General features: G+C 69.2%; 25 protein-coding genes. 20 read left to right on the top strand and 5 right to left on the bottom strand.

The window, feature by feature from the left end:
* Positions 1-22 precede the first annotated feature (22 nt).
* The 14 genes from CS062_RS01530 (at position 23) to ggt (ending at position 15,291) form a co-directional block, all read left to right on the top strand.
* Complete coding sequence (locus tag CS062_RS01530) at positions 23-520, top strand: NADH-quinone oxidoreductase subunit NuoE family protein (protein WP_099859822.1); 498 nt, start codon at positions 23-25, stop codon at positions 518-520.
* A 12-nt stretch (positions 521-532) separates the two neighbouring features.
* Positions 533-1,921: an NADH-quinone oxidoreductase subunit NuoF gene (gene nuoF, locus CS062_RS01525; RefSeq protein ID WP_099859714.1), complete on the top strand. Its 1,389-nt coding sequence runs from the start codon at positions 533-535 to the stop codon at positions 1,919-1,921.
* Between the two features lie 22 nt (positions 1,922-1,943).
* Positions 1,944-4,277, top strand: coding sequence for an NADH-quinone oxidoreductase subunit NuoG (gene nuoG, locus CS062_RS01520; RefSeq protein WP_099859713.1), 2,334 nt, complete (start codon positions 1,944-1,946; stop codon positions 4,275-4,277).
* A 13-nt stretch (positions 4,278-4,290) separates the two neighbouring features.
* On the top strand, positions 4,291-5,385 hold the full coding sequence (nuoH, locus tag CS062_RS01515) for an NADH-quinone oxidoreductase subunit NuoH (protein WP_099859712.1): 1,095 nt from the start codon (positions 4,291-4,293) through the stop codon (positions 5,383-5,385).
* A 15-nt stretch (positions 5,386-5,400) separates the two neighbouring features.
* On the top strand, positions 5,401-5,889 hold the full coding sequence (gene nuoI / locus CS062_RS01510; RefSeq protein ID WP_259373097.1) for an NADH-quinone oxidoreductase subunit NuoI: 489 nt from the start codon (positions 5,401-5,403) through the stop codon (positions 5,887-5,889).
* A 78-nt stretch (positions 5,890-5,967) separates the two neighbouring features.
* Complete coding sequence (locus CS062_RS01505; protein ID WP_099859711.1) at positions 5,968-6,609, top strand: NADH-quinone oxidoreductase subunit J; 642 nt, start codon at positions 5,968-5,970, stop codon at positions 6,607-6,609.
* Positions 6,609-6,920, top strand: coding sequence for an NADH-quinone oxidoreductase subunit NuoK (gene nuoK / locus CS062_RS01500; RefSeq protein ID WP_067273420.1), 312 nt, complete (start codon positions 6,609-6,611; stop codon positions 6,918-6,920). Before CS062_RS01505 ends, nuoK begins: the two co-directional genes overlap by 1 nt.
* Positions 6,921-6,940: 20 nt before the next feature.
* Entirely contained in the window at positions 6,941-8,989 is a 2,049-nt protein-coding gene (gene nuoL, locus CS062_RS01495; RefSeq protein ID WP_099859710.1) for an NADH-quinone oxidoreductase subunit L, read from the top strand.
* 18 nt (positions 8,990-9,007) lie between these two features.
* Positions 9,008-10,477, top strand: a complete 1,470-nt coding sequence (locus tag CS062_RS01490) for an NADH-quinone oxidoreductase subunit M (protein ID WP_099859709.1) — start codon at positions 9,008-9,010, stop codon at positions 10,475-10,477.
* Between the two features lie 12 nt (positions 10,478-10,489).
* Positions 10,490-11,971: an NADH-quinone oxidoreductase subunit NuoN gene (nuoN, locus tag CS062_RS01485; protein WP_099859708.1), complete on the top strand. Its 1,482-nt coding sequence runs from the start codon at positions 10,490-10,492 to the stop codon at positions 11,969-11,971.
* 24 nt (positions 11,972-11,995) lie between these two features.
* Positions 11,996-12,331: a DUF2818 family protein gene (locus CS062_RS01480; protein WP_099859707.1), complete on the top strand. Its 336-nt coding sequence runs from the start codon at positions 11,996-11,998 to the stop codon at positions 12,329-12,331.
* Positions 12,312-12,971, top strand: a complete 660-nt coding sequence (locus tag CS062_RS01475) for an NUDIX domain-containing protein (RefSeq protein WP_099859706.1) — start codon at positions 12,312-12,314, stop codon at positions 12,969-12,971. Before CS062_RS01480 ends, CS062_RS01475 begins: the two co-directional genes overlap by 20 nt.
* A 12-nt stretch (positions 12,972-12,983) precedes the next feature.
* On the top strand, positions 12,984-13,475 hold the full coding sequence (locus CS062_RS01470) for a DUF1178 family protein (protein WP_099859705.1): 492 nt from the start codon (positions 12,984-12,986) through the stop codon (positions 13,473-13,475).
* 196 nt (positions 13,476-13,671) lie between these two features.
* Positions 13,672-15,291, top strand: coding sequence for a gamma-glutamyltransferase (gene ggt / locus CS062_RS01465; protein WP_233217867.1), 1,620 nt, complete (start codon positions 13,672-13,674; stop codon positions 15,289-15,291).
* Here the strand turns inward: ggt and CS062_RS01460 are convergent.
* The 3 genes from CS062_RS01460 to chrA all read right to left on the bottom strand — a co-directional run bounded on the left by CS062_RS01460 (position 15,285) and on the right by chrA (position 19,160).
* Complete coding sequence (locus CS062_RS01460; protein WP_158238637.1) at positions 15,285-16,205, bottom strand: HAD family acid phosphatase; 921 nt, start codon at positions 16,203-16,205, stop codon at positions 15,285-15,287. The two genes, ggt and CS062_RS01460, sit on opposite strands and share 7 nt — an antisense overlap.
* 109 nt (positions 16,206-16,314) lie before the next feature.
* On the bottom strand, positions 16,315-17,793 hold the full coding sequence (locus CS062_RS26070; RefSeq protein ID WP_158238636.1) for a 3-deoxy-D-arabino-heptulosonate 7-phosphate synthase: 1,479 nt from the start codon (positions 17,791-17,793) through the stop codon (positions 16,315-16,317).
* Positions 17,790-19,160 (bottom strand): chromate efflux transporter, encoded by a 1,371-nt coding sequence (gene chrA / locus CS062_RS01445; RefSeq protein WP_099859700.1) that lies wholly within the window; start codon positions 19,158-19,160, stop codon positions 17,790-17,792. The genes CS062_RS26070 and chrA overlap by 4 nt, the downstream gene beginning before the upstream one ends.
* Before the next feature lie 272 nt (positions 19,161-19,432).
* Between chrA and CS062_RS01440 the strand changes: the two genes are divergently transcribed.
* The 6 genes from CS062_RS01440 (at position 19,433) to CS062_RS01415 (ending at position 25,599) form a co-directional block, all read left to right on the top strand.
* Complete coding sequence (locus tag CS062_RS01440; RefSeq protein WP_099859699.1) at positions 19,433-19,852, top strand: hypothetical protein; 420 nt, start codon at positions 19,433-19,435, stop codon at positions 19,850-19,852.
* Between the two features lie 153 nt (positions 19,853-20,005).
* Positions 20,006-22,231 carry a bifunctional diguanylate cyclase/phosphodiesterase gene (locus CS062_RS01435; RefSeq protein ID WP_099859698.1) on the top strand — a complete coding sequence of 742 codons (2,226 nt, stop codon included), beginning with the start codon at positions 20,006-20,008 and terminating at the stop codon, positions 22,229-22,231.
* A 165-nt stretch (positions 22,232-22,396) separates the two neighbouring features.
* The gene (locus CS062_RS01430) at positions 22,397-23,458 is read left to right on the top strand and encodes an SAM-dependent methyltransferase (RefSeq protein ID WP_099859697.1); all 1,062 of its coding nucleotides are present in this window, start codon (positions 22,397-22,399) and stop codon (positions 23,456-23,458) included.
* 14 nt (positions 23,459-23,472) lie between these two features.
* Positions 23,473-24,282, top strand: a complete 810-nt coding sequence (locus CS062_RS01425; RefSeq protein WP_099859821.1) for a DUF1295 domain-containing protein — start codon at positions 23,473-23,475, stop codon at positions 24,280-24,282.
* On the top strand, positions 24,279-25,097 hold the full coding sequence (locus tag CS062_RS01420; protein ID WP_099859696.1) for a DUF6134 family protein: 819 nt from the start codon (positions 24,279-24,281) through the stop codon (positions 25,095-25,097). The genes CS062_RS01425 and CS062_RS01420 overlap by 4 nt, the downstream gene beginning before the upstream one ends.
* 22 nt (positions 25,098-25,119) lie before the next feature.
* Entirely contained in the window at positions 25,120-25,599 is a 480-nt protein-coding gene (locus CS062_RS01415; RefSeq protein WP_099859695.1) for a DUF2177 family protein, read from the top strand.
* On the opposite strand, the gene CS062_RS01410 is transcribed toward CS062_RS01415, so the two are convergent.
* Positions 25,562-26,242 (bottom strand): ChrR family anti-sigma-E factor, encoded by a 681-nt coding sequence (locus CS062_RS01410; protein WP_099859694.1) that lies wholly within the window; start codon positions 26,240-26,242, stop codon positions 25,562-25,564. The genes CS062_RS01415 and CS062_RS01410 overlap by 38 nt on opposite strands.
* Positions 26,243-26,344: 102 nt before the next feature.
* Positions 26,345-26,938: a sigma-70 family RNA polymerase sigma factor gene (locus CS062_RS01405; RefSeq protein WP_233217857.1), complete on the bottom strand. Its 594-nt coding sequence runs from the start codon at positions 26,936-26,938 to the stop codon at positions 26,345-26,347.
* Positions 26,939-26,973 lie beyond the last annotated feature (35 nt).

The raw sequence follows: 26,973 nt of genomic DNA, 5'->3' as shown, positions 1-26,973 counted from the left end.
AGCGATGAGCAGCACTGAATTCATCCTGAGCGAGGCCACCGCGGCCCGCTTCGCGCGCGAAGTCGCCAAGTACCCGGCGGAACAGGCGCAATCGGCCGTGATGGCCTGCCTGTCGATCGTCCAGCAGGAGCAGGGCTACGTGTCCCGCGAGGCCGAGGACGCGATCGCCGACTACCTCGGCATGCCGGCGATCGCCGTCTACGAGGTCACGACCTTCTACAACATGTACAACCAGCGCAAGCTGGGCGCGTTCAAGCTGAACGTCTGCACCAACCTGCCGTGCCAGCTGCGCGACGGCCAGAAGGCGCTGGACCACCTGTGCACGAAGCTGGGCGTGGAAGCGGGCGGCACCACCGCCGACGGCGTCTTCACCGTGCAGCAGAGCGAGTGCCTGGGTGCATGCGCCGACTCGCCGGTGATGCTGGTCAATGACCGCCAGATGCTGAGCTTCATGAGCGCCGAGCGGCTGGACGAGCTGGTGGACGCGCTCAGAGCGCACCACGCGGCCAACAAGAACTGAGGGACCTGGACGATGACGAACATCGATCTCTCGAAGTGGCAGGCCACCGGCAAGGAGACCTGCTTCCACGACCGCAACATCACCCCGCAGATCTACGCGGGCCTCGATGGCAAGAACTGGTCGCTGAAGGACTATGAAGCGCGCGGCGGCTACCAGGCGCTGCGCAAGATCCTGGCCCAGGGCGAAGGGCAGGGCATGACCGCCGACCAGGTCATCGCCGAAGTGAAGGCCTCGGGCCTGCGCGGCCGCGGCGGCGCCGGTTTCCCGACCGGCCTGAAGTGGAGCTTCATGCCGCGCCAATTCCCGGGCGCGAAGTACCTGGTCTGCAACAGCGACGAGGGCGAGCCGGGCACCTGCAAGGACCGCGACATCCTCATGTACAACCCGCACATCGTCATCGAAGGCATGGCGATCGCGGCGTACGCCATGGGCATCCGCACCGGCTACAACTACATCCACGGCGAGATCTTCGAGGTCTACGAGCGCTTCGAGGCCGCCCTGGAAGAGGCCCGCGCCGCCGGCCTGCTGGGCGACAACATCCTGGGCAGCAACTTCAGCTTCCAGCTGCATGCGCACCACGGCTTCGGCGCCTACATCTGCGGCGAGGAAACCGCGCTGCTGGAGTCGCTGGAAGGCAAGAAGGGCCAGCCGCGCTTCAAGCCGCCGTTCCCGGCCTCCTTCGGCCTGTACGGCAAGCCCACCACCATCAACAACACCGAGACCTTCGCGGCGGTGCCCTGGATCATCCGCAACGGTGGCCAGGCCTACCTCGAGGTCGGCAAGCCCAACAACGGCGGCACCAAGATCTTCTCGATCTCCGGCGACGTCGAGCGTCCCGGCAACTACGAGATCCCGCTGGGCACCTCGTTCGAGAAGCTGCTGGAGCTGGCCGGCGGCGTGCGCGGGGGTCGCAAGCTCAAGGCGGTGATCCCGGGTGGATCGTCGGCCCCGGTGCTGCCGGCCGACATCATGATGCAGTGCACGATGGACTATGACTCCATCGCCAAGGCCGGCTCGATGCTGGGCTCGGGCGCGGTCATCGTGATGGACGAGACCCGCTGCATGGTCACGAGCCTGCTGCGCCTGTCCTACTTCTACGCGCACGAGTCCTGCGGCCAGTGCACCCCGTGCCGCGAGGGCACCGGCTGGATGCATCGCGTGATCGAGCGCATCGCCCACGGCAAGGGCCGCTTCGAGGACATCGACCTGCTGAACTCGGTGGCCGACAACATCCAGGGCCGCACCATCTGCGCCCTGGGCGACGCCGCGGCGATGCCAGTGCGCGCGATGCTCAAGCACTTCAAGGGCGAGTTCATCGCGATGATCGAACAGGCCCAGCAGAACAAGGCGCCCGGTGCGTCGTCCCCGTCCGCCGCGGCCAAGTCGCCGGCGCACGCCTGATCCGGAGCCGCTGAGAAGAACTATGGTTGAAATCGAACTCGACGGCCAGAAGGTCGAAGTGCCCGAAGGCAGCATGGTGATGCACGCCGCCGAGAAGGCCGGCGCCTACATCCCGCACTTCTGCTACCACAAGAAGCTGAGCATCGCGGCCAACTGCCGCATGTGCCTGGTGGACGTGGAGAAGGCGCCCAAGCCGCTGCCTGCCTGCGCCACGCCGGTGACGCAGGGCATGATCGTGCGCACCAAGAGCGAGAAAGCCATCAAGGCCCAGCAGGGCGTGATGGAGTTCCTGCTGATCAATCACCCGCTGGACTGCCCGATCTGCGACCAGGGCGGCGAGTGCCAGCTGCAGGACCTGGCCGTCGGCTACGGCGCCGGCAAGTCGCGCTACACCGAAGAGAAGCGCGTGGTGTTCCACAAGAACGTCGGCCCGCTGATCTCGATGGAAGAGATGAGCCGCTGCATCCACTGCACGCGCTGCGTCCGCTTCGGCCAGGAGATCTCCGGCGTGATGGAGCTGGGCATGGCGCACCGCGGCGAGCACAGCGAGATCCAGACCTTCGTCGGCCGCACCGTCGACTCGGAGCTGTCGGGCAACATGATCGACATCTGCCCGGTCGGCGCGCTGACGAGCAAGCCCTTCCGCTACAGCGCCCGCACCTGGGAGCTGTCGCGCCGCAAGAGCGTCAGCCCGCACGATTCGACCGGCGCCAACCTGATCGTCCAGGTCAAGAACAACGAAGTGCTGCGCGTCGTCCCGCTGGAGAACGAGGCGGTCAACGAATGCTGGATCGCCGACCGCGACCGCTTCTCGTATGAAGCGCTCAACAGCGACGAGCGCCTGACCACGCCGATGCTCAAGCAGGGCGGCGAGTGGAAGTCGGTCGACTGGACGACCGCGCTCGAGTACGTCGCCAACGGCCTGAAGCAGATCAAGACCGAGAAGGGCGGCGCCTCGATCGCCGCGCTGGGCTCCGAGCACAGCACCGTCGAGGAACTGCACCTGCTGGCGCAACTGGTGCGCGGCCTGGGCAGCGAGAACATCGACACGCGGCTGCGCGTCGTCGATCCGGCACTGCGTGCCGGCGAGGGCAAGGCCTTCTGGCTCGGCACCTCGATCGCGTCGCTGTCGACGCTGGACCGCGCCTTCGTCGTCGGCTCGTCGCTGCGCAAGGACCATCCACTGTTCGCGCAGCGCCTGCGCCAGGCCGCTCGCCGTGGCGCGCAGGTCGTGGCACTGGGGGGCTCGGTCGAAGACTGGAAGATGGCGGTCGCCACCACGATCGCCGCCGCGCCGTCGGCATGGGTGAGTGAGCTGGCCGGCGTCGCTGCCGCCATCGGCGCCGCCAAGGGCGTGAGCGCTCCGGTCGCCGGCACGGCCTCCGACGCTGCCAAGGCGATCGCCGACACGCTGCTGTCGGGCGAGCGCAAGGCCGTGCTGCTGGGCAATGCCGCCGTGCAGCATCCGCAGGCCGCGACGCTGCTGTCGCTGGCGAACTGGATCGGCGAGCAGACCGGCGCCAGCGTCGGCGTGCTGTCCGCCGCGGCGAACACGGTCGGCGCCCAGTTGGTCAAGGCCCAGCCGGGGCAGGGCGGCCGTACCGCCGCCCAGCTGCTGAACGACCAGCCAGCCAAGGCCCTGCTGCTGCTGAACACCGACCCGGTGCTGGACGGCGCCAATGCCGCCGCCGCCGCCAAGGCGGTCAACGCGGCCGAGATGGTCGTCGTGCTGACCCCGTTCAAGACCGGCCCGGTGGTCGAGTTCGCCGACGTGCTGCTGCCGACCGCGCCGTTCACCGAGACCTCGGGCAGCTTCGTCAACGCGGAAGGCCGCCTGCAGAGCTTCGTCGGCGTGGCCAAGGCGCGCGGCGAGACCCGTCCGGGCTGGAAGATCCTGCGTGTGCTGGGCAACCTGCTGGGCTTGCCGGGCTTCGAGTTCGACAGCTCCGAGCAGGTCCGCGCCGCGGCGCTGGGCTCCGAGCTGGACCTGACGAACCGCCTGTCCAACGGCGTGTCGGCGCAGTCCGCCGCGGCCGCCCCGGTGCAGGGCCTGGAACGCCTGACCACCGTGCCGATCTATGCGACCGACGCGCTGGTGCGCCGTGCCACCTCGCTGCAGCTGACCCGCGACGGCCGCGACGCCGCCGTGGCCTCGCTGCCGCAGTCGCTGTGGACCGAGCTCGGCCTGGCCGAGAAGGGCGCGCAGGTGCGTGTGTCGCAGGACGGCGGTGCCGCCGTGCTGGCCGCGCAGCTGGACGCCTCGCTGCCCGCGAACGTGGTGCGCATCCCCGCCGGCATTCCCGAGACCGCCGCGCTGGGCGCGTTCACCGGCGCGATCGCCGTGACCAAGGCCTGAGGACGAGACGACCATGGAAAACTTCTACAACGCCGGCGCCTCGATGCTGGGCATGGTCTGGCCGGTGGTCTGGAGCCTGCTCAAGATCATCGCCGTGCTGCTGCCGCTGCTGGGCTGCGTCGCCTACCTGACGCTGTGGGAACGCAAGGCCATCGGCTGGTCGCAGATCCGTCCCGGTCCGAACCGGGTCGGTCCGATGGGACTGCTGACGCCGATCGCCGACGCGGTGAAGCTGATCTTCAAGGAGATCATCGTCCCGAGCGCGGCCAACAAGGGCCTGTTCTTCCTCGGCCCGATCATGACGATCATGCCGGCGCTGGCGGCCTGGGCCGTCGTGCCCTTCGGCCCCGGCGCGGCGATCGCCGACGTCAATGCCGGCCTGCTGTTCCTGATGGCGATCACCTCGCTGGAGGTCTATGGCGTGATCATCGCCGGCTGGGCGTCCAACTCGAAGTACGCCTTCCTGGGCGCGCTGCGCGCGTCGGCCCAGATGGTGTCCTACGAGATCGCGATGGGCTTCTGCCTGGTCGTGGTGCTGATGGTCACCGGCTCGATGAACGTCAGCGCCATCGTGACCAGCCAGGAGCAGGGCTGGTTCGCGTCGCACGGCGTGAACCTCCTGTCGTGGAACTGGCTGCCGCTGCTGCCGATCTTCCTCGTGTACTTCATCTCCGGCCTGGCCGAGACCAACCGCCATCCGTTCGACGTCGTCGAAGGCGAATCGGAAATCGTGGCCGGTCACATGATCGAGTACTCGGGCATGTCGTTCGCGATGTTCTTCCTGGCCGAGTACGCCAACATGATCCTGGTCTCGGCACTGGCGGTGCTGATGTTCCTGGGCGGCTGGTCGGCGCCGATCTCCTGGTCGCTGCTGGGCATGGACACGCCGGCCTTCATCCAGCAGACCATGGCGTTCTGGAACTGGTTCTGGCTGTTCGCCAAGACCTTCTTCGTCGTGACCTGCTTCCTGTGGGTGCGCGCCACGTTCCCGCGCTATCGCTATGACCAGATCATGCGTCTGGGCTGGAAGATCTTCATCCCCGTCACCCTGGTGTGGCTGGTGGTCGTGGGTCTGTGGATCCAGTCGCCGTTCAATATCTGGAAGTAATCCGAGGTATCCGCTGTGAGCGCCATCAAGGACCTAGTCAAGAGCTTCATGCTCACCGAGCTGCTGAAGGGCATGGCCCTGACCGGCCGGCATTTCCTCTCGAAGAACATCACGGTGCAGTTCCCGGAAGAGAAGACCCCGCTGTCTCCTCGCTTCCGCGGCCTGCATGCGCTGCGCCGTTATGAGAACGGCGAGGAGCGCTGCATCGCCTGCAAGCTGTGCGAGGCCGTGTGCCCCGCGATGGCGATCACGATCGAATCCGACGTGCGCGCCGACGGCTCCCGCCGCACCACCCGCTACGACATCGACCTGACCAAGTGCATCTTCTGCGGCTTCTGCGAGGAAAGCTGCCCGGTGGACTCGATCGTCGAGACCGACATCTTCGAATACCACGGCGAGAAGCGCGGCGACCTCTATTTCACCAAGGAGATGCTCCTGGCGGTGGGGGACCGGTACGAGCCGCAGATCGCAGCCAGCAAGGAGGCCGACGCCAAGTACCGCTGACCGGTCCAGCGGTTGCCCGGACCCTCGCGCCAGCGAGGGGAGGGGACCGCGACCGGTGGCCTGCTTGCAGGAAATCGCATGGATATCACTACCGCGCTGTTCTTCGTCTTCTCGGCCGTGCTGCTGGGCTCTGCGTTCCGTGTCATCACGGCCAAGAGCACCGTGCACTCGGCCCTGTTCCTGATCCTGTCCTTCTTCAGTGCCTCCTGTCTGTGGATGTTGCTGAAGGCCGAGTTCCTGGCCATCACCCTGGTGCTGGTCTACATCGGCGCCGTCATGGTGCTGTTCCTGTTCGTCGTGATGATGCTGGACTTCGAGTCCACCGCGGTGCGCGAGAGCATCTGGAAGCATCTGCCGGTGGCGAGCCTGGTCGGCGCGCTGATCGCGCTGGAGATCGCGGCCGTGCTGATGGGCGGCTTCCGCGGCGTCGAGAACGCGCCGGAGATCGCCAACATGGCGCAGCTGGGCAACACCAAGCTGCTGGGCATCGAGATCTACACCAACTACCTGTTCCCGCTGCAGATCGCCGCCGTGCTGCTGCTGGTGGCGATCATCGCGGCGATCGCGCTGACGCTGCGCGGCCGCAAGGACTCGCGCCACCAGGACGCGTCGCAGCAGGTCAAGGTCAAGAAGGCCGACCGCCTGCGCATCGTGAAGGTCGCCCCGACCGTCGAAGCCCCGTCCGTGCCGGCGGCTGACAAGAACGAAGGAGCCGCGTGATGGGTGCGCTGAGCCTGAACCATTTCCTGATCCTGGGCGCGTTCCTGTTCGCGCTGTCGGTGATCGGCATCTTCCTGAACCGCAAGAACCTGATCGTGCTGCTGATGGCCATCGAGCTGATGCTGCTGGCGGTCAACATGAACTTCGTCGCGTTCTCGCACTACCTGGGCGACATGGCCGGCCAGGTGTTCGTGTTCTTCATCCTGACCGTGGCGGCCGCTGAATCGGCGATCGGCCTGGCGATCCTGGTCGTGCTGTTCCGCAACCGCAGCAGCATCGACGTGGAAGAGCTGGACGCCCTGAAGGGCTGACGAGGGAAGCGAGAAAAACAATGTCTGCAACACTCTCCCAGAACCTGCTGCTGGCGGTGCCGCTGGCCCCGCTGGCGGGCGCCATCGTCGCGGGCCTGTTCGGCAAGCAGGTCGGCCGCCGCGGCGCTCATGTCGTCACCATCCTGGGCGTGCTGATCGCCTTCATCCTCTCGGCGATGACGCTGAGCGCGGTGCTGGATGGCGCGCGCTTCAACCAGACCGTCTACGAGTGGATGGTGCTGGGCGGCCTGAAGATGGAAGTCGGCTTCATGATCGACGGCCTGTCCGCGATGATGATGTGCGTGGTGACCTTCGTCTCGCTGATGGTGCACATCTACACCATCGGCTACATGGAGGAAGACCCCGGCTACCAGCGCTTCTTCAGCTACATCTCGTTGTTCACCTTCAGCATGCTGATGCTGGTGATGTCCAACAACATGCTGCAGCTGTTCTTCGGCTGGGAAGCGGTGGGCCTGGTGTCCTACCTGCTGATCGGCTTCTGGTACACGAAGCCGACCGCGATCTTCGCCAACATGAAGGCCTTCCTGGTGAACCGGGTCGGCGACTTCGGCTTCATCCTCGGCATCGGCCTGCTGGTGGCCTACGGTGGATCGCTGAACTACACCGAGACCTTCGCCAAGTCGGCCGAGCTGGCCAAGATCGGCTTCGCCAACCCCTTCGGCGGCGAGCCGTGGATGATGCTGAGCGTGGCCTGCATCTGCCTGTTCATCGGCGCGATGGGCAAGTCGGCGCAGTTCCCGCTGCACGTCTGGCTGCCGGACTCGATGGAAGGCCCGACCCCGATCTCCGCGCTGATCCACGCGGCCACCATGGTGACGGCCGGCATCTTCATGGTGTCGCGCTTCAGCCCGCTGTTCGAGCTGTCGGACACGGCGCTGAACTTCGTGCTGGTGATCGGCGCGATCACGGCGCTGTTCATGGGCTTCCTGGGCATCATCCAGAACGACATCAAGCGCGTGGTCGCGTACTCCACGCTGTCGCAGCTGGGCTACATGACGGTGGCGCTGGGCGCCTCGGCCTACTCGGTGGCGGTGTTCCACCTGATGACGCACGCCTTCTTCAAGGCGCTGCTGTTCCTGGGCGCGGGCTCGGTGATCATCGGCATGCACCATGACCAGGACATCCGCAACATGGGCGGCCTGCGCAAGTACATGCCCATCACCTGGATCACCTCGCTGCTGGGGTCGCTGGCGCTGATCGGCACGCCGTTCTTCTCGGGCTTCTACTCGAAGGACTCGATCATCGAGGCGGTCCACGCGTCGCACCTGCCGGGCGCGGGCTTCGCCTACTTCGCGGTGGTGGCCGGCGTCTTCGTGACCGCCTTCTACAGCTTCCGGATGTACTTCCTGGTCTTCCACGGCAAGGAGCACTTCCACCACAAGCCGTTCCCGGGCGAGCACGACCATCACGACGACCATGGCCACGGTCACGACCACACGCCGCATGAGTCGCCCTGGGTGGTGACCGTGCCGCTGATCCTGCTGGCGATCCCGTCGGTGGTGATCGGTTACCTGACGATCGGCCCAATGGTGCACGGCGAGTTCTTCAAGGACGCGATCTTCGTGAACCACGAGATCCACCACGCGATGCACGAACTGGGCGAGGAGTTCCATGGCGCCTTCGCGATGGCGCTGCACAGCCTGCAGACGCTGCCGCTGTGGCTGGCCGTCGCCGGCGTGGTCGTCTCCTACTGGTTCTACATGATCAGCCCGGCGATCCCGGCCGCGATCGCGCGCACCTTCCGCCCGATCGTGACGATCCTGGAGAACAAGTACTACATGGACTGGTTCAACGAGAACGTGCTGGCCCGCGCGGCCCGCGCGATCGGCACCGGTCTGTGGAAGGCCGGCGACCAGGGCGTCATCGACGGCGTCCTGATCAACGGCTCCGCGCGCACGGTGGGCGGCATCGCCGGCCTGGTGCGCCTGATCCAGACCGGCCACCTGTACTGGTATGCGCTGGTCATGATCCTGGGTGTCGTGGGTCTGATGACCTGGCAGCTGTGGCCTTCCATGTGGCCCCAATTCAAGGCCCTGCTGGGTCTGTGACGCGGGCGGAGAATAAGAATGTTGCTGAGTCTCTCCATCTGGCTGCCCATCGTCTGCGGTGGCCTGCTGCTCGCGCTCGGACGCGACAACAACGCCAGCGCGGTGCGCTGGATGGCGCTGGTCGCGTCGGTCGCTTCCTTCCTGGTGACGCTGCCGCTGATCACCGGCTTCGACACCTCGACGGCCGCGATGCAGTTCGTCGAGAACGCGTCCTGGATCGAGCGTTTCAACATCCACTACCACCTGGGCGTGGATGGCATCTCGATGTGGTTCGTGCCGCTGACGGCCTTCATCTCGATCATCGTGGTGATCGCCGCCTGGGAAGTGATCGAGACGCGGGTGCACCAGTACATGGGCGCCTTCCTGATCCTGTCGGGCCTGATGATCGGCGTGTTCTGCGCGCTCGACGGCATGCTGTTCTACGTGTTCTTCGAGGCCACGCTGATCCCGATGTACATCATCATCGGCGTCTGGGGCGGACCTCGCCGGGTGTACGCGGCCTTCAAGTTCTTCCTGTACACGCTGGCCGGCTCGCTGCTGATGCTGATCGCGCTGCTGTACCTGTACAGCCAGTCGGGCAGCTTCGAGATCCTGGACTGGCACAAGCTGCCGCTGCCGATGTCGGCGCAGTCGCTGCTGTTCTTCGCCTTCTTCGCGGCCTTCGCGGTGAAGGTGCCGATGTGGCCGGTGCACACCTGGTTGCCGGATGCCCACGTGGAAGCGCCGACCGGCGGCTCGGTGGTCCTGGCGGCCATCATGCTGAAGCTGGGCGCCTACGGCTTCCTGCGCTTCTCGCTGCCGATCGCGCCTGATGCGGCTCGTCATTACGACTGGTTCATCATCGCCCTGTCGCTGATCGCGGTGATCTACATCGGCCTGGTGGCCATGGTCCAGCGCGACATGAAGAAGCTGGTGGCCTATTCGTCGGTCGCCCACATGGGCTTCGTGACGCTGGGCTTCTTCATCTTCAACGAGCTGGGCATCTCCGGCGGCCTGGTGCAGATGATCTCGCACGGCTTCGTGTCGGGCGCGATGTTCCTGTGCATCGGCGTGCTGTACGACCGGGTGCACTCGCGCGAGATCGCCGACTACGGCGGCGTCGTCAACACGATGCCCAAGTTCGCCGCGCTGGCGGTGTTCTTCGGCATGGCCAACTGCGGCCTGCCGGCGACCGCGGGCTTCGTGGGCGAGTGGATGGTGATCCTGGGCTCGGTGCAGCACAACTTCTGGATCGGCCTGCTGGCGGCCACGGCGCTGATCTTCGGCGCGGCCTACACGCTGTGGATGATCAAGCGCGTCTACTTCGGCGCGGTGACCAACGACAACGTCCGCAACCTGACCGACATCAATGGCCGCGAGTTCCTGATGCTGGGCGTGCTGGCGATCGCGACGCTCTACATGGGCGTGTATCCGAAGCCGTTCACCGACGTGATGCACCCCTCCGTTGACGCGCTGCTCAAGCACGTCGCGGTGTCCAAGCTCCAATAAGGGCCCAACACAATGAATGACATGAACTGGGTCGCGGTCTATCCCGAAATCCTGCTGCTGGTGCTGGCCTGCGTGGTCGCGCTGGTGGACCTGTTCGTCACCGACCCGCGCCGCACGCCGACCTACTGGTTGACCCAGCTGAGCCTGGCGGTGGTGGGTGCGATGCACTTCGCCGCGATGGGCAACCCGCCGGCCGAGGCGATGCAGGGCCTGCTGGTGGTCGATCCGCTGAGCCACCTGCTCAGCGGCGTCAGCGCGCTGGCGCTGATCATCACGCTGGTCTATGCGCGTCCCTACGCCGAGTCCCGCGAGATGCTCAAGGGCGAGCTCTTCACGCTGAGCCTGCTGGCGCTGCTGGGCGTGAATGTGATGGTGGCGTCCAACAACTTCCTGTCGATCTACCTCGGCCTGGAGCTGATGAGCCTGTCGCTGTACGCGCTGACCGCGCTGCGCCGCGACCACACCATCTCCACCGAAGCCGCGATGAAGTACTTCGTGCTGGGCGCGCTGGCCTCGGGCTTCCTGCTGTATGGCCTGTCGATGATGTACGGCGCTACCGGCTCGCTGTCGATCCCGCGGGTGTTCGAGGTGATCTCCAGCGGCACGGTCAACAAGGGCGTGCTGGTGCTGGGCGTCGTGTTCGTCGTCGCCGGCCTGGGCTTCAAGCTGGGCGCCGCGCCGTTCCACATGTGGGTGCCGGACGTCTACCAGGGCGCGCCGACCGCCGCGACGCTGCTGATCGGCGGCGCGCCGAAGCTGGCGGCGCTGGGCATCGCGCTGCGCCTGCTGGTGGAAGGCATGCTGCCGCTGGCCACGGACTGGCAGCAGATGCTGCTGGTGATGGCGGTGGCCTCGCTGGTGGTGGGCAACCTGGCCGCGATCGCGCAGAGCAACCTGAAGCGGATGCTGGCGTACTCGACGATCTCGCAGATGGGCTTCGTCGTGCTGGGCCTGGCCTCGGGCGTGGTGAACGGCCAGCCGGACAACCACGCGCTGAACGCCTACAGCTCGGCGATGTTCTACGCGATCACCTATGTGCTGACGACGCTGGGCAGCTTCGGCCTGATCATGCTGCTGGCGCGCCAGGGCTTCGAGTCCGAGCAGATCAGCGACCTGGCCGGCCTGTTCAAGCGCAGCCCCTGGTATGCGCTGGTGATGGCGATCTACATGTTCTCGCTGACCGGCATCCCGCCGACGGTGGGCTTCTACGGCAAGCTGGCGGTGCTGCAGGCGATGGTCACGACCGGCCAGTCGCTCTACCTGTGGCTGGCGGTGGTGGCGGTGGTGCTGTCGCTGATCGGCGCGTTCTACTACCTGCGTGTCGTGAAGGTCATGTTCTTCGACGAACCGGCCGACCACAGCCCGCTGAACGCCCCGGCCGACGCGCGCCTGGTGATGTCGCTCAACGGCATCGCGGTGCTGGCCTTCGGCCTGCTGCCCGGCGGCCTGCTGGCGCTGTGCGGCCAGGCCGTGACCCGCGCGCTGGCGCACTGAGCGCGCTGAACGCGGGACCCGACGATGGAGCAGGGCGCTTCAGTCTGGGTGGTGCTGGTGGTCGCGCTGGTCGCGGCCAACCTGCCGTATCTCAGTTCGCGCGTCCTGCTCGTCGGGCCGCGCCGTGATCCCAAGGCCGCCGGCTGGCGCTTGCTGGAACTCTTCCTGCTGGCGCTGGCCACGCTGGCCGTCGGCTTCGGGCTCGAGGCCCGGCTGGGTCAGCGCTCGCCGCAGGGCTGGGAGTTCTACGCGGCGGCGCTGGCGCTGTTCGTGACGCTGGGCTTCCCGGGCTTCGTGTGGCGCTACCTGCGCCGCTCGCGGTCCAAGGTGCGAGAGTTCGATGACGAAGAAGCTGCCTGAGGCCCTTCGCCCCGATGCCGACGGCGTGATCGGCATTCCCCCGGCCGCCGACGCCGATCCCCATCTGCGAGAGACCCCGCTGAGTTCCGACTGGATCCTGCGGGGCAACTTCCTTCATGCGAAGCGCGATCGTGTCGCGCTGCCCAACGGCCGTGAAGCGACGCGGGAGTACATCCGCCATCCGGGCGCCGCGGTGATCGTGCCGCTGCTGGACGACGGGCGCGTGCTGATCGAGCGTCAATACCGCTACCCAGTGGGTCGTGTGGTGCTTGAGTTTCCCGCTGGCAAGCTGGATCCGCAGGAGTCGCCGCTGCGCTGCGCGATGCGCGAGCTGGTCGAGGAGACCGGCTACACCGCGCGCGAGTGGGCCTACGCCGGCGTGATGCACAACGCGATCGCCTACTCGGACGAACGCATCGAGATCTTCTTCGCGCGCGGCCTGATCGCCGGCGAGCGCCAACTGGACGACGGGGAGTTCCTCGACCTGCTGGCCGTCGGCGAGGACGAGCTGGACCGCATGGTCTTCGACGGGCGCGTCACCGATGCCAAGACCTTGACCTGCCTGCTGTGGCTGCAGCGCTGGCGTGCCGGCGCATGGCCTTTGGACTGGATGCCGGCGGCCGAGGCGGCGAGCCGCTAGCATCGGCCCATCATGCTGGTCCTGAACCTGGCCTGCGACACCGGCCATTCCTTCGAAGGCTGGTTCGCGTCGGCCACCGACTTCGAATCGCAGCAGCAGCGAGGCCTGCTGAGCTGCCCGCTGTGCAACAGCGCCAATGTGCGCCGGATGCCGAGTGCCCCGCGGCTGAACCTTTCCGCCGCGGCCGAGCCGGCACCGTCCCAGCCGCGTGCGCCCACGTCGCCAGTCCCCGTGCCCGCCGCGTCGGCGCTGCCGCCGGGCGCGCCGGTGATCGCCGTGGAGCTGCAGAAGCAGGTGATCCAGGCGGTGCGCACGCTGATGGCGAACACCGAGGACGTCGGCGACCGCTTCGCCACCGAGGCGCGCCGCATCCATTACGGCGAGGCCCAGGAGCGCGGCATCCGCGGTCGTGCCACGCCCGACGAGGCGCGCGAACTGGCGGACGAAGGCATCGACATCGTCGCACTGCCGGTGCCCGACGCGCTGAAAGACCCTCTCCAGTAACGATCTGACGCCTCGTGGGATTGCGGGCGATGCCGGGGCCGGTGTCGAATCGCGCGGTCGCATCTGTTGAGGAATCAGGTTCATGAAGACTTTCCGTTTGCTTGTCTGCGCCGCGGCGGCGACCGCGTCGCTCGCGTTCGCGCCGGTCGCGCCCTCGTTCGCCGCGTCTGTCGCGCCGGTGGCCGCGCCCAACGGGATGGTGGTGACGGCCCAGCATCTGGCCACGCGCGTCGGCGTCGACGTGCTCAAGGACGGCGGCAATGCCGTCGATGCCGCGGTGGCGGTGGGCTATGCGCTCGCGGTGGTGTACCCGGCCGCGGGCAACCTGGGCGGCGGCGGTTTCATGACCATCCAGCTGGCCGACGGTCGCAAGACCTTCCTGGACTTCCGCGAGAAGGCGCCGCTGGCCGCCACGGCCAACATGTACCTGGACAAGGACGGCAACGTCGTCAAGGGCCTGAGCACCCACGGCCACCTGGCGGTGGGCGTGCCGGGCACGGTGTCGGGGCTCGAGTACGCGCGCGAGAAGTACGGGACGATGAAGCGCCAGACGCTGATCGCGCCGGCGGTCGCGCTGGCGGACCGCGGCTTCGCGCTCGACCAGGGCGACGTCGACATGTTCCAGACGGCCACCAAGGACTTCGAGGCCGACCCCGCGTCCGCGGCGATCTTCCTGAACAAGGGCAAGGCCTTCCAGCCCGGCGACCGGCTGGTGCAGAAGGACCTGGCCCGCACGCTGCGCGAGATCGGCGCCAAGGGCACGGAGGGCTTCTACAAGGGTTGGGTGGCGAAGGCGCTGGTCGAGTCGAGCCAGGCTGGCAAGGGCATCCTGACGCAGGCCGACCTGGACCAGTACCAGACCCGCGAGCTGGCGCCGGTCGAGTGCGACTACCGCGGCTACCACGTGGTCTCCGCTCCGCCGCCCAGTTCAGGCGGCGTGATCATCTGCGAGATGCTCAACATCCTCGAGGGCTATCCGCTGCGCCAGCTCGGCTGGGGCTCGGCGCAGGGCGTGCACTACCAGATCGAGGCGATGCGGCATGCCTACGTCGATCGCAACAGCACCCTGGGCGATCCCGACTTCGTGAAGAACCCGCTGCAACGGCTGCTGGACAAGGACTACGCGGCCAAGATCCGCGCCGCGATCGATCCGACCAAGGCCGGCGTGTCCAAGGACCTGAAGCCGGGCGTGCCGCCGCATGAAGGCAGCAACACCACCCATTACTCGATCGCCGACAAATGGGGCAACGCGGTGTCGGTGACCTATACGCTGAACGACTGGTTCGGCGCCAAGGTCACTGCCGCGAAGACCGGCGTGCTGCTGAACAACGAGATGGACGACTTCACCTCCAAGGTGGGCGTGCCCAACATGTACGGGCTGGTGCAGGGCGAGGCCAATGCGATCGCCCCGGGCAAGCGGCCGCTGTCGTCGATGAGCCCGACGATCGTGACCAAGGATGGCAAGCCGGTGATGGTGGTGGGCACGCCGGGGGGCAGCCGCATCATCACGGCGGTGCTGCAGACGATGATCAATGCGATCGACTTCGACATGACCGTGCAGGAGGCGGTGGATGCGCCGCGCTTCCATCACCAGTGGATGCCGGACCTGACGAATGTCGAGCCCTATGCGCTGTCGCCGGACACGCGCCGGATCCTCGAAGGCATGGGCCACAAGCTGGGCGCGCCGCATCCGGCGAATCACCTGGCGGCGATCATCATCGGCGCGCCCTCGCTGACCGGCAAGCCGGTGGGCAACAACCGCTTCTACGGCGCCAACGATCCGCGCCGCAACACCGGGCTGGCCGCCGGCTATTGAGCCGAAGCGGCGGAAGCCGCTGAAGCCGCCGAGGCTGCCGAGGACGCCGCTCCGGGCTCGGCGACCGCGGGCCCGCTCCACGGCTTCAGCGCCTCGTAGCGCTGGGTGAGCGACAGCGCATCGCCCCAGGAGCCGTAGGTCGGGTTGGGGATCGGCACCCAGGTCGTGCCCCAGCGCGCCGCATGCGCCTGCTCGGCGTAGCGGGCGCGCGGCACGAAGTCGTTGAGGTCGTCGCCGACCAGCATCGCGATCCGGTGCGTGCGCGCGACGGCCTCGCGCCGCGGCGTCTTGTCCGAGGCGCCCCATTCCGCGCGTTCGCCGCGCAGCATCACGTCGGCGGGCGCGACCGCGTGGCCGAGCACACGGCTCAGGTTGGCGATCGTCTGCGCTTTCTGCGGGCAGGCGGCATGGAAGCCGTCCGGGCCGAAGGGGCCGTCCGCCGGGCAGCGCCGGTTGGTGATGAAGACGACCCGGAAACCGTTCGCACGAGCCCGCGCGATGAACTCGGGCGCGCCGGGAATCGCGGCCGCCTGCGCGCTGGCCACCCAGGCGGCCCAGGTGCTTTCCTCGTAGCGATGCCCGTCGCGGATCTGCCAAGCCTCGTAAGGCGAGTTGTCGAGCACGGTCTCGTCCACGTCCAGCACGATGGCCGGTGGCTTGCGGGAGAAGCCGCCTTGCGCCGCCTGCTCCAGCGAAGCCGTCTCGCGCGTCGCCCGTCGCGCCGCGCCCAGGCGGGCGGTCGCGGCCCGATAGACCGCCAGCGTGGCGGCCTGGCGCTCGACCGCGGTCTGGAACCACAGCGTGGCGTTGAGGTTCTCGCGCGCCATCACCGGTTGGGCGCCGGCTGGGGATGACAGGGCCAGGCCGGTCAGCCCGGCCAGCCCGGAGAGACAGGTCGACAGGGACAGGGACAAGACTCGCCTGGCGAAGGAGGGAAGGGAAGCGCGGGGCATCGGCGGGGGTTCTCTCGGTTGGAAACGCAGGATTGCTTCGCGGTTCGAGGGCTGCGCTCTCGTCGGCGAACTAGGTCGGGGCGGGGGCGGCGCGGACCGCCGCCATCAGGTCGCTCGGGTGGACCATGAGCTCGCGCACCGTCCGCAGCGTCGCATGCTGGCGCAGCACCGGCGCGAAGGCGGGCGCCGTCAGCAGCTGGTCCCAGACCGGCTCGAGCTGCCGTGACTCGACCGCGAGGCCGCGCTCGAGCTGGTCGGCGAAGTCCAGGCTCGCCGGCGCCGACAGCAGCTGCATGCGGCTCGCGGCGCTGAGCAGCCTCGGCGCCTGCTCGGCCGGCGCATCGCTGCAATAGAGCACCGCGCGGGCCAGCTCCGCTTCCTCGGTCGGCAGCGCGCGCAGCGAGGCGCCCCGCAAGGGGATCTCGCCCTGATGCGATGCGAAGGCATAGGTGGCGCGCGGGTCCGCCTGCGCGAGCAGCCGCAGGCCGCGCAGCAGGCGGGGCAGGTCGGTGGTCGCGGCATCGGCCGAGGCTTTTGCTTCGACCAGCAGCAGCAGGTCCCAGGTGTCGGCGTCGTGGCGGCGCAGCAGCGCCACGTCCCATTCGCTCTTGGCCCGTTGTGGATCGCCCGGGAAGGCGGCCGGAACCCGCAACGAGGTGACGACCCGATAGCTCGCGCGCTCGCCAGCATTCCCGCTGACCGCAGCGTCGACCGCAGCGCTGGTCGCGTCCATCTCGCTGGCTGCGCCGGCGTTCATCCGGTCGACCAGCGCCTGCAGCGCCTCGGTCGCGAGGCCCTCCACCGCGTCGCCGCGCTGCTGGGCGCCGGCGCCCGAAGCCACCGCCTGCGCGCTGCCCGCCGACGGCCCTTGCCGATCCCACAGCGCACGGTAGCGGATCACCTCGGGATCCGACGCCAACTCGTCCAGACGGCGGAGCCGGGCCAGGGCGCCGTCGTCGCGCAGACGCCGCGCGGCGTCAGGCAGCTCGGGGGACTCATGCAGCGGGTGCAAGCGCTCAGCGGCGTCGGCCAACCGCGACCAGTCGCCGGCGGTGGCCGCGTCATGCAGGGCAACGAGCGCGTCGCGCATTGCGCCCGGCGGCAGGCGCTGCGCCTTGGCCGGGTGGGCGAGGGCGTTGGCGGTCGCCCGCAGCTGGCGTCGGTCGCGCTCGGCGTGGGCGCTGAGGGAGGCGTGCTCGCGCACCCGGGGCGACCGGTGGCGCAGCACCATCGCGGCGAACGCCGGATCGCCGCCGTCGGTCCGTAGCGCTTCACCGATCAGCCGCGCCAACGCCTCAAGAAACAGGCTCTTCGCCCTCTCGCCGGGCTCCCGGCCTGCAACGAGCGCCGTGCGCGCCTCCTCGATCGCCACGGCCAGCGCGACGGCGGGCGGCTCGTCGTGGGTCAGCGTCAGCGAGCTGGGCAGTTCCGGCACGCGATACCGGCGATCGACGCGAGCCAGCGTGCGAGCCAGCCAGGTCCGCCAGGCTGGCTCGCGGTCCGCGGGCGAGCCCGACGGCTCGGACGCCGTGCCTGTGGGCGGGTTCATGCGCCTGCCGCCAAGGTCCACGCCAGCCCGACCGCCGCGCAGGCACCGAGCAACGGGATCACGCCCCACTTGAAGCGGAACAGCGCGATCGCCGCGCCCGCGGCGATCAGCGCCGACATGGCATCGAACGGACCGCCCAGCCCCTGCGGCCAGAACACATGGCCGGCGAAGAACAGCGCCAGGTTGACGATCACGCCGACCACCGCCGCGGTGATCGCGGTCAGTGGCGCGGTGAGGCGCAGGTCGCCGTGGGTCGCCTCGATCACCGGGCCTCCGGCCAGCACGAGGATGAAGGAGGGCAGGAAGGTGAAGAAGGTGACCACGGCCGCCGCCGTGGCGCCGGCGGCGAACAGTGCGTCCGGTCCGAAGACCTGCTCCTTCCATCCGCCGACGAAGCCGACGAAGGCAACCACCATGATCAGCGGCCCCGGCGTGGTCTCGCCCAGCGCGAGGCCATCGATCATCTGCGGACCGGTGGCCCAGTGGTGGTGTTCGACGGCGCCTTGCACGACGTAGGGCAGCACCGCATAGGCGCCGCCGAAGGTCATCAACGCGGCCTTCGTGAAGAACAGGCCCATCTGCGTGAACGCGCCCTCCAGCCCGTACACGGCCACCAAGGCGCCCATCGCGGCGAGCCACAGCCCCAGGCCCACGATCAGCACGCGGGCGAGGCGGCCGCGGGTGAAGGCGGCATGCGGGGGCGTCGGCGTGTCGTCGTCGATCAGCGCCGGGCCGTAGCCGGCCTGCGCGGCGGCATGCGCGGGGCCGCTCGAGAAGACCTGCGGCGCGAACCGGGCGCCGAGTGCGCCGGCCAGGCCCGCGCCCAGCACGATCAGCGGGAAGGGCAGGTCGAGAAGGATCGCCACCAGCGCGGCGACCGCGATGCTCCAGAGCCAGCCATTGCGCAGCACCCGGCGGCCGATGCGGTGGGCCGCGTGCAGCACGAGCGCGGTGACCGCGGGCTTGATGCCGTAGAAGATCCCCGCGACGGCCGGCAGCGTGCCGAAGGCGACATAGATCCACGACAGCGCGATGAGGATGAACAGCGACGGCAGCACGAAGAGGCCGCCCGCGACGATGCCGCCCCAGCTGCGGTGCATCAGCCAGCCGATGTAGGTGGCGAGCTGCTGGGCCTCGGGGCCGGGCAGCAGCATGCAGTAGTTGAGCGCATGCAGGAAGCGCCGCTCGCTGATCCAGCGGCGGCGCTCGACCAGCTCGGCATGCATGATCGCGATTTGCCCGGCGGGGCCGCCAAAGCTGATGAAGCCCAGCTTCAGCCAGAAGCGGAAGGCTTCCCAGAAGCCGACGGGTGCCGGGCGGTCCGGGGGGGAAGCGGCCGTGGCGGTGGAATCGTTTGGACGGGTCATGCGCGAGGGCCGGCGGGCCGGGTGCGGACGAAGGGCTGGCGGCGAAGTGTGCCTCAGACGGCCGTGCGCGATCGGCGCGATGCCGGATCAGCCCGTGGGCGTGACGAGCGTCCCACGGCGGGCGCATCCGAGCCCGAACGGTCGCTCCCACGGGGACCTGGCGTCGATATCATCCGCAGCCGCCGGCCCACCCAGGCGGGCCCGTCAGGCGGGTCCAGCGTGGACCGGCAAGACCGACGCGCCGCAGTGCGCGATTTCAGGGAGAAGCATTCATGCGGGCAGTCCTGCTCATCGTCCTCGTCGCCGTGCTGGGCGTCATCGGCTGGAAGAAGCGCGACGAGATCCCGTTCCTGCGCGACGCGACGCGCGAGGTGGAACGACAGGCCGGGAAGGTCGAGCTGCCGAAGCTCCGCACCGAGGCCGATGCGCCGGCCGGTACCGGCGGCAGTGCGTCGGGCGGCGTGCGCCGCTGCGTGGTCGACGGCCAGGTGCTTTACACCAACGAGGCCTGCCCGCGCGGCAGCGCCGAGCAGAAGGTCAAGGGCGGCACGGTGTCGGTGATGCCGGCCTACAAGGCCCCGCCGCCGCCGGAACAGGCCGGCTCCGGCATCCCCCACGCCCGCGACCTGCTCGCCCCCAAGGGCGGCACGCTGAAGGACAAGGCGCAGGAACGGGCGATGGAGGGGCTGTGACACCCCCCGCATTCCCGGGTTTCCGGGCATCGCATCGCCGCCCCCTCGCTCAGTAGACTGGCTTCATGCCGGCGACGGGGCCGGCAGACCCAGGGAGACCGGCCGGGACAGGGCGCAAGCCCGCCCGGCGCCGAAGCCGATGCTTCGCAAGCCATGCCGCTGACCGATCCCCAACTCCTCGTCGACGGTGCCGCCAGGCGCCGCCGCCGCATGACGGCCTGGCTCGTCGGCGCGAACCTGACCGTCGCGCTGGTGCTCGCGGCGCTGGTCTGGCATGTGCTGGAGACCTCGCATCGCGCTTATGCGAGGCAGGCGCGGGACGTCGCCGAAGGCCTGGCCGCCGTGGCCCAGCTCAATGTCGAGGCCGAGATCGGCCGCGTGGACGCGGTGCTGCGCGCCACCGGCGGCGAACTCGAGCGGCTGATGGCAGCCGCGCCCGGCGGCGCCTCCGACGCGGTGCTCAACGAGGTGCTGCATGCGCGCTTCGGCCTGCTGCACGGGATCGAGGCCTTCCGGGCCGCCGACGCCAGCGGCCAGGTCCGCTGGGGCACGCGCCTGCCCGCCGGCGCGCCGACCCGCGTCGACGATCGCGATTACTTCATCCAGGCGCGCGGACTCGCCGAGCCCGCGACGCTGGTGACCGGCCCGCTGGTCTCGCGGGTATCGGGGAACTGGGTCGTGGCGTTCGTGCGGCCGCTCATCGTGCGCGGCCGCTTCGCGGGCGTGCTTTACGTGAGCGTCGGCGTCGACCATTTCCGCCACCTGTTCGAGCGCTACGAGCTGGCGCCGCTGGACGCGATGACGCTGCGCCGCGATGACCTGCGGCTGGTCGCGCGCATCGCGCCGGGCAGTCCGGTGCAGGGCGAGGTCGGCGACACGCAGGTCTCATCGCGGATGCGCGAGATGCTGGCGGCCAATCCGCGCCAGGGCAGCGTGGTCTCGACGGTCAGCATCGACGGCCAGAACCGCACCAGCGCCTACCGCGCGCTCGACCATTGGCCCTTCGTCGTCTACGCCGGCGTGAACAACGAGCGATTCTTCACCCCCTGGCGCGAGCAGGCCTGGACCGTGGCGTCGCTGGCGGCGCTGGCCTGGCTGCTGGTGACGCTCGCCACCTGGCATGTGCGGCGCGCCAACCGCCGCGAGGACGAGGCCATGACGGCGCTGGCCGAGCAGGGCAAGCGCATCCAGGCGCTGATGCGCGTCTCTGCGGATGGGATCCATATCGTCGACGGACGCGGTCGGCTGGTGGAGATGAGCGACTCCTTCGCCGAGATGCTGAAGTCCACCCGCGCCGCGCTGATGGGACGCCATGTCGGGAGTTGGGACGTCAACCAGGACGAGGCGGCGATCAACGCCTGGCTTGCCAAGATCAAGGCGGGCGACCGGCAGCGCGTCGACGTGCAGCACCGCCGCGATGACGGCCAGGTGATCGACGTCGAGTTGCAGCTCAGCGTCACCGAGATCCGCGGCGAGCTGTTCGTGTTCTCGTCCGGGCGCGACGTCACCCAGGCGCGGCGCTTGCAGCGCGAGCAGGCGGCGATGCTCGACAGCGACCTGGTCGGCATGGCCAAGATCGAGCGCCGCACGATCACCTGGCGCAACCGCGCGGTGGAACGCATCCTCGGCTACGGACCCGGCGAACTGCAGGGCGCGCCAGCGCGGGTGCTCTACTGGGACGACGCGCAGTACGAGGAGGTCGGGCGGCAGGTGTATTCGGCGCTGGAGGAGCACGGCCACTACCGGTCGCAGCTGCGGATGCGCAGCAAGGGCGGCGAGGCGGTGTGGGTGGACTTCGGCGCGGCGCCGCTGTCGGAGACCGAGATCTTCGCGATGGCGGTGGACATCACGCCGATGAAGGCGGCGCACGAGCACCTGGCGCACGCGGCCTTCCATGACGCGCTGACGCAGCTGCCCAACCGCGTGCTGCTGCACGACCGGATCGAGCAGGCGCTGGCGGTGGCGCGGCGGGAACGCAAGCGGGTGGCGATCTGCTACCTGGACCTGGACGGCTTCAAGGCCGTCAACGACGAGCACGGGCACGACGCCGGCGACCAGTTGCTGCTGACGGTGGCGACGCGGCTGCTGGCCCACATCCGGCCGCTGGACACCGCGGCGCGCCTGGGCGGGGACGAGTTCGTGCTGGTGCTGACCTGCATGGACGGCGACGACTGGCGGCCGGTGCTGGCGCGCGTGATCGACGCGATCGGCGAGCCGGTCACCCTCAGTTCGGGCGCGACCGTCGCGGTCGGGGCGACCGTGGGCGTCGCGGTGTTCTTGCCCGACGACACGGCCGGCGCGCAGGAACTCATCGAGCGCGCGGACCACGAGATGCTGCGTGGCAAGCGCGGCGGCAAGGGGCGGGTGATGGCGGGCTGAGGCCGCCGCCGCGTCCGCGGCTCAGGCGATGTGCGGGGTGGGACCCCGGGGGTTGTGGGCCGAGGGCAGGGGTGAGGATGGTCCCCGGAGGTGGCTGGTGTGGGTGGAGATCCAAGTCGCCGCCCCCCGCGTACAAGCGGCAAGTCATTCTTCGAAGGGCATGCCATGGCGCTTGCAATTTCCTCGATCGCCGTGCGGCTCGCCGAGCGCGGCTTGCTGCCCGAGGCCGCGGTGCGGCTGGGCATCCGGCGCCTGCTGCGCCTGCGGCTCGACGAGGCCCATCACCAGGACCCCGAGGCGGCCGCCGCGCTGACGCAGGAGTTCCTGGCCGGGCTGCGTGCCGCGCCGCTGGCCGTCCTCCCCGAGCAGGCCAACGCGCAGCACTACGAGCTGCCGCCGGCGCTGTTCGAGGCGATGCTGGGCCCGCGGCGCAAGTACAGCTGCTGCTGGTGGCCCGAAGGCGTCGACAACCTGGCGGCGGCCGAGGAGGCGGCGCTGGCCGAGACCGCGGCGCGCGCCGGACTGGCCGATGGGCAGACCATCCTGGAACTCGGCTGCGGCTGGGGATCGCTGAGCCTGTGGATGGCCGAGCACCTGCCGGCGTCGGAGATCCTGGCGGTGTCGAACTCGGCCTCGCAACGCGCCTTCATCGAAGCGCAGGCGCTTCGGCTCGGCCTGCGCAACCTGCAGGTGCGCACCGCCGACTTCTCGTCCTGGGGCGATGACGGCCAGCTCGACCGGCGCTTCGATCGGATCGTGTCGGTCGAGATGTTCGAGCATCTGCGCAACTGGCCGCGCGCCTTCCGCAAGGTGTCGAACTGGCTGCGGGACGATGGCCGGTTCTTCCTGCATGTCTTCGCGCATCGCGAGGCACCGTATGCCTTCGAGGTCCGCGATGCCACCGATTGGATGAGCCGCCACTTCTTCTCCGGCGGGATGATGCCCAGCGACGACCTGGCCTTGCTCTGCCAGGACGACCTGGCGCTGCTGCAGCGCTGGCGCTGGGACGGCCGCCACTATGCGCGCACCGCGGCGGCCTGGCTGGAACGGCTGGACGCGCACCGCGCCGAGCTGATGCCGGTCTTCGACCGGGTCTACGGTCCCGACGACGCGCCCATGTGGTGGCAGCGCTGGCGGCTCTTCCTGCTCTCCGTCGAGGAGCTGTTCGCCTACGACCACGGGCAGCAGTGGTGGGTCAGCCACTATCTCTTCGCGCCGCGGCGCTGATGGTGGGCATCGACATGGCGCCTTCCGGTGTCGCGCTCGCCGTCGCAGCCGCCATCGGCCTCTCGATCGCCGTGGCCATCGCGCTGCCGACCTGGCTGGTCAGCCTCGCGCGGCGCGATGCGAGCCTGGCCGACCGCGTGTGGTCGGCCTTCATCGCCGCGCCGTCGGCCTTCTATGTCGTCAGCCTCGGCGGGGACGCGCGGGCCTGGGTGATGCTCTCGATCACGCTCGCCTGGGCGCTGCGGCTCGGCGTCCACGTGACCACGCGCAACTGGGGCCATGGCGAGGATCCCCGCTACCAGGCGATCCGTGCGCGCAACCAGCCGGGCTTCGGGCTCAAGAGCCTGTGGCTGGTGTTCCTGCTGCAAGCGGCGCTCGGCTGGGTCGTGTCCTGGCCGCAGCTCGCGGCCAGCGGCGGCGGGCGGTCGGCGTGGACGGCCTGGGACACCCTTGGCGCCGCGATCGCGGTGGGCGGCCTGCTCATCGAGACGATCGCCGACGCGCAACTGACGCGATTCCGCCGCGCGCCGGGGCACCGCGACCGGGTGCTCGATACCGGACTGTGGCGCTACTCGCGTCATCCCAACTACTTCGGCGAATGCTGCGTGTGGTGGGGGCTGGGCCTGATGGCGGTGTCGGCGGGCGGCGTGGCGGTGGCTTGGTGCCTGGCCTCGCCGGTGCTGATGACGGTGCTGCTGCTCAAGGTGAGCGGCATCACGCTGCTCGAGCAGGACATCGGCCAGCGGCGTCCCGCCTATCGCGACTACATCGCCCGCACCAGCGCCTTCATCCCGTGGCCGCCCAAACGGGACGGGACGCGATGAAGGCCGCCCGAGCGTTCCTGCCCCGGGTCGGCTTGCGCGCCATCATCGTCGCGGTCGGCTCGATCAGCGGCGCCTCGGTCGGCGCGGCAACACCGGGCGCCGAGGCGACGCCTGAGCCGCGGACCGCCGAAGCGGTCGCGGTCGCGGGCGGGAGCTGGGACTTCGAGGTCCGCCTCGATGGCAAGCCCATCGGCAGCCATCGCTTCGAGGTCGCTGGCGAGCCGGATGCCCGCACCGTGCGCAGCGTCGCCCGCTTCGATGTGAAGCTCCTGGGCCTGACCGTCTTCCGCTACCGCCACGAGGCCCGGGAGCGCTGGCGCGGCGATTGCCTGCAGGGACTCCAGAGCCGCACCGACGACGACGGCAAGCCGATCGACGTCGACAAGAGCTTCGGGCCGCGAGTGCCGTCGACCGCATCGCCAGCGCCATCCACGCTCACGTCGCCGTCGGCACCGCCTGCCGCATCGGGATCGACATCGCCGGCTGCATCCACCGCCGGGACGGGCGGGTCCGATTGCCTGATGAGCTACGCCTACTGGCATCCTGCGCTGGTGCGGCAGCAGCGCCTGCTGAATCCGCAGACCGGCGAGGTCGACGAGGTCCGCATCGAGCGCCTGCCCGACGCGTCGATCACCGTCGCCGGCCGCGAGCTCGAGGCGATGCGCTGGCGCCTCACCGCCACGCCCCCTGTCGTCGCGGGCAAGCCCGCGGAACGTCAGCAGCTGACGCTGTGGCGAGCCCGGTCCGATGGCCGCTGGGTCGGGCTCGATGCGGTGGTGAAGGGCGGACGGATGCTGACCTATCGGCTGCGATGAATCGAACCCCCAGGAGATCGCGATGACCGCTTCGACCACGACACCCCGCCATTTGCCCACTCACGCGCCCGCCTGGCGCTGGCCGCTGGCCTACCTCGCGACGCTGGTGGTGTTCCTGGCCATGGACGCCGCCTGGCTCGGCACCATGGCCGGGCGCGTCTACCAGCCGGCCATCGGTCACCTGATGGCAGCGACCGTCGACTGGCGGGCAGTGGCGGTCTTCTATCCGCTGTACGTGGCCGGACTGGTGTTCTTCGCGGTCGCGCCCGCGCTGCGTCGGGGCCGATCGCGGCTCGCGTTCGCGCAGGGCGCCTGCTTCGGCTTCCTGGCCTACGCGACCTACGACTTCACCAACCAGGCCACGCTGCGCGACTGGCCCTGGCTCATCACCGTCATCGACCTGGCGTGGGGCACCGTCATCAGCGGCGTGTCGTCCGGCGTCGCCGCGCTCGTGACGGCCGCGCTCACATCCCGACGAGCGACCCGAACCATCGGGCGATGAATCCGTCGAAGTGCAGCCGGCCGTCGACGGCGGCCACGCAGATGCATTCGCTGCCTTCCTGCACCACCGGCTGATGGTGGACCTCGCCGTCGGCCAGGTCGAAGTCGCCGGGGCCGAACAGGGCGCGCCCGTCGTGGAACCGGCCGTAGATGACCTGCGTCAGCTCGGTCCCGCGGTGGGTGTGCGGCGGCAGGTACTTGCCCGGGCCGATGCGCAGCAGGAAGACATTGGCCTGCGGCGCGCCGGGCACGCTGACCTTGCTCCAGCGCATGCCCGGTCCGATCCAGCGCCAGCGGGTCGCACTGCAGTCGGCCAGCGCCCTCGGCCACACCGCGCCAGTCGGCAGCGGTGGCGGGGCCGGCACCTTGCGGGGAACGGCCGTCCCCACCGCGCCTGCAGCCGCCTCGATCGCGTCGATCCGGGCGAACGCCTGCGCCAGCGCGTCGTCGCGCATCGGCGCGGCCGTTTCCTCCTCGATCAGCGCCCCGCCGACCGCCCGCAGCATCGCCACCCGCTCGCGGCAGGCGGCGCACAGCTCCAGATGGATTTCCGTCACCAGCCGGATGCCCGTGGGCAGCGCGCCCGCGGCCAGCGACAGCAGCAGCTCGTCGGCGGGGTGATGGTGGATGTCGGGCGGGCGCATGGTCGGACGGTCAGGAGGAGAAGGGCGGGAGAGGGTGATGGTGAGGTCGATGGCAGAGCCGTTGGAGGGGTCGATTCAGGTGCATGGAGGACCGCGGCCGGCTCAGGGATCCAGCAGCCGGCGCAGATGCGCCACCGCCAGCCGGATCCGCGACTTCACCGTGCCCAGCGGCAATCCGAGCTCCGAGGCGATCCGCGCATGCGGCTCGTCCTCGTAGAAGGACAGCCGCAGCACCTGCGCCTGCTCCGGCGGCAACCGGGACAACGCGTCACGGATCCGCTGGCCCTGGCGCGCCGCATCGGCGTGGTCGGCCACGTCGGGCTGGTCGGCTTGCAGGCGGTCGAACTCGAAACACTCGTCGCCGGCACCGTCGAGCAGATGCCGCCGCGCGGCATCGATGCGCAAACGGCGGCCGATGGTGAAGATCCAGGTCGACACCGCCGCCTGCGCCGGATCGAACATCGCCGCCTTGCGCCACACCATCACCAGCGTGTCCTGCGCCAGTTCCTCGGCGGCGGCGTCGGTGCTGCCGGTGCGGATCAGGTAGCTCTTGAGCCGGGGCGCGAAATGCGAGAACAGCCGGCCGAAGGCCTCCCGATCGTGCTGTTCGGCGACGCGACGCATCAGCGCCGCCCAGTCCGGCTCGGACGGCGGCGATGCGGACGTGCGGTCCGGATCGAACGGGACGATCTTCAAATGGCGGGCCTTTGGCAAAGCGGGCGTGGGTGCGG

The sequence above is a fragment of the Roseateles chitinivorans genome (genome assembly GCF_002761755.1).
In the GTDB taxonomy this organism is placed as follows: domain Bacteria; phylum Pseudomonadota; class Gammaproteobacteria; order Burkholderiales; family Burkholderiaceae_C; genus Roseateles; species Roseateles chitinivorans.
This window is presented reverse-complemented; position numbering and strand designations above follow the sequence as displayed.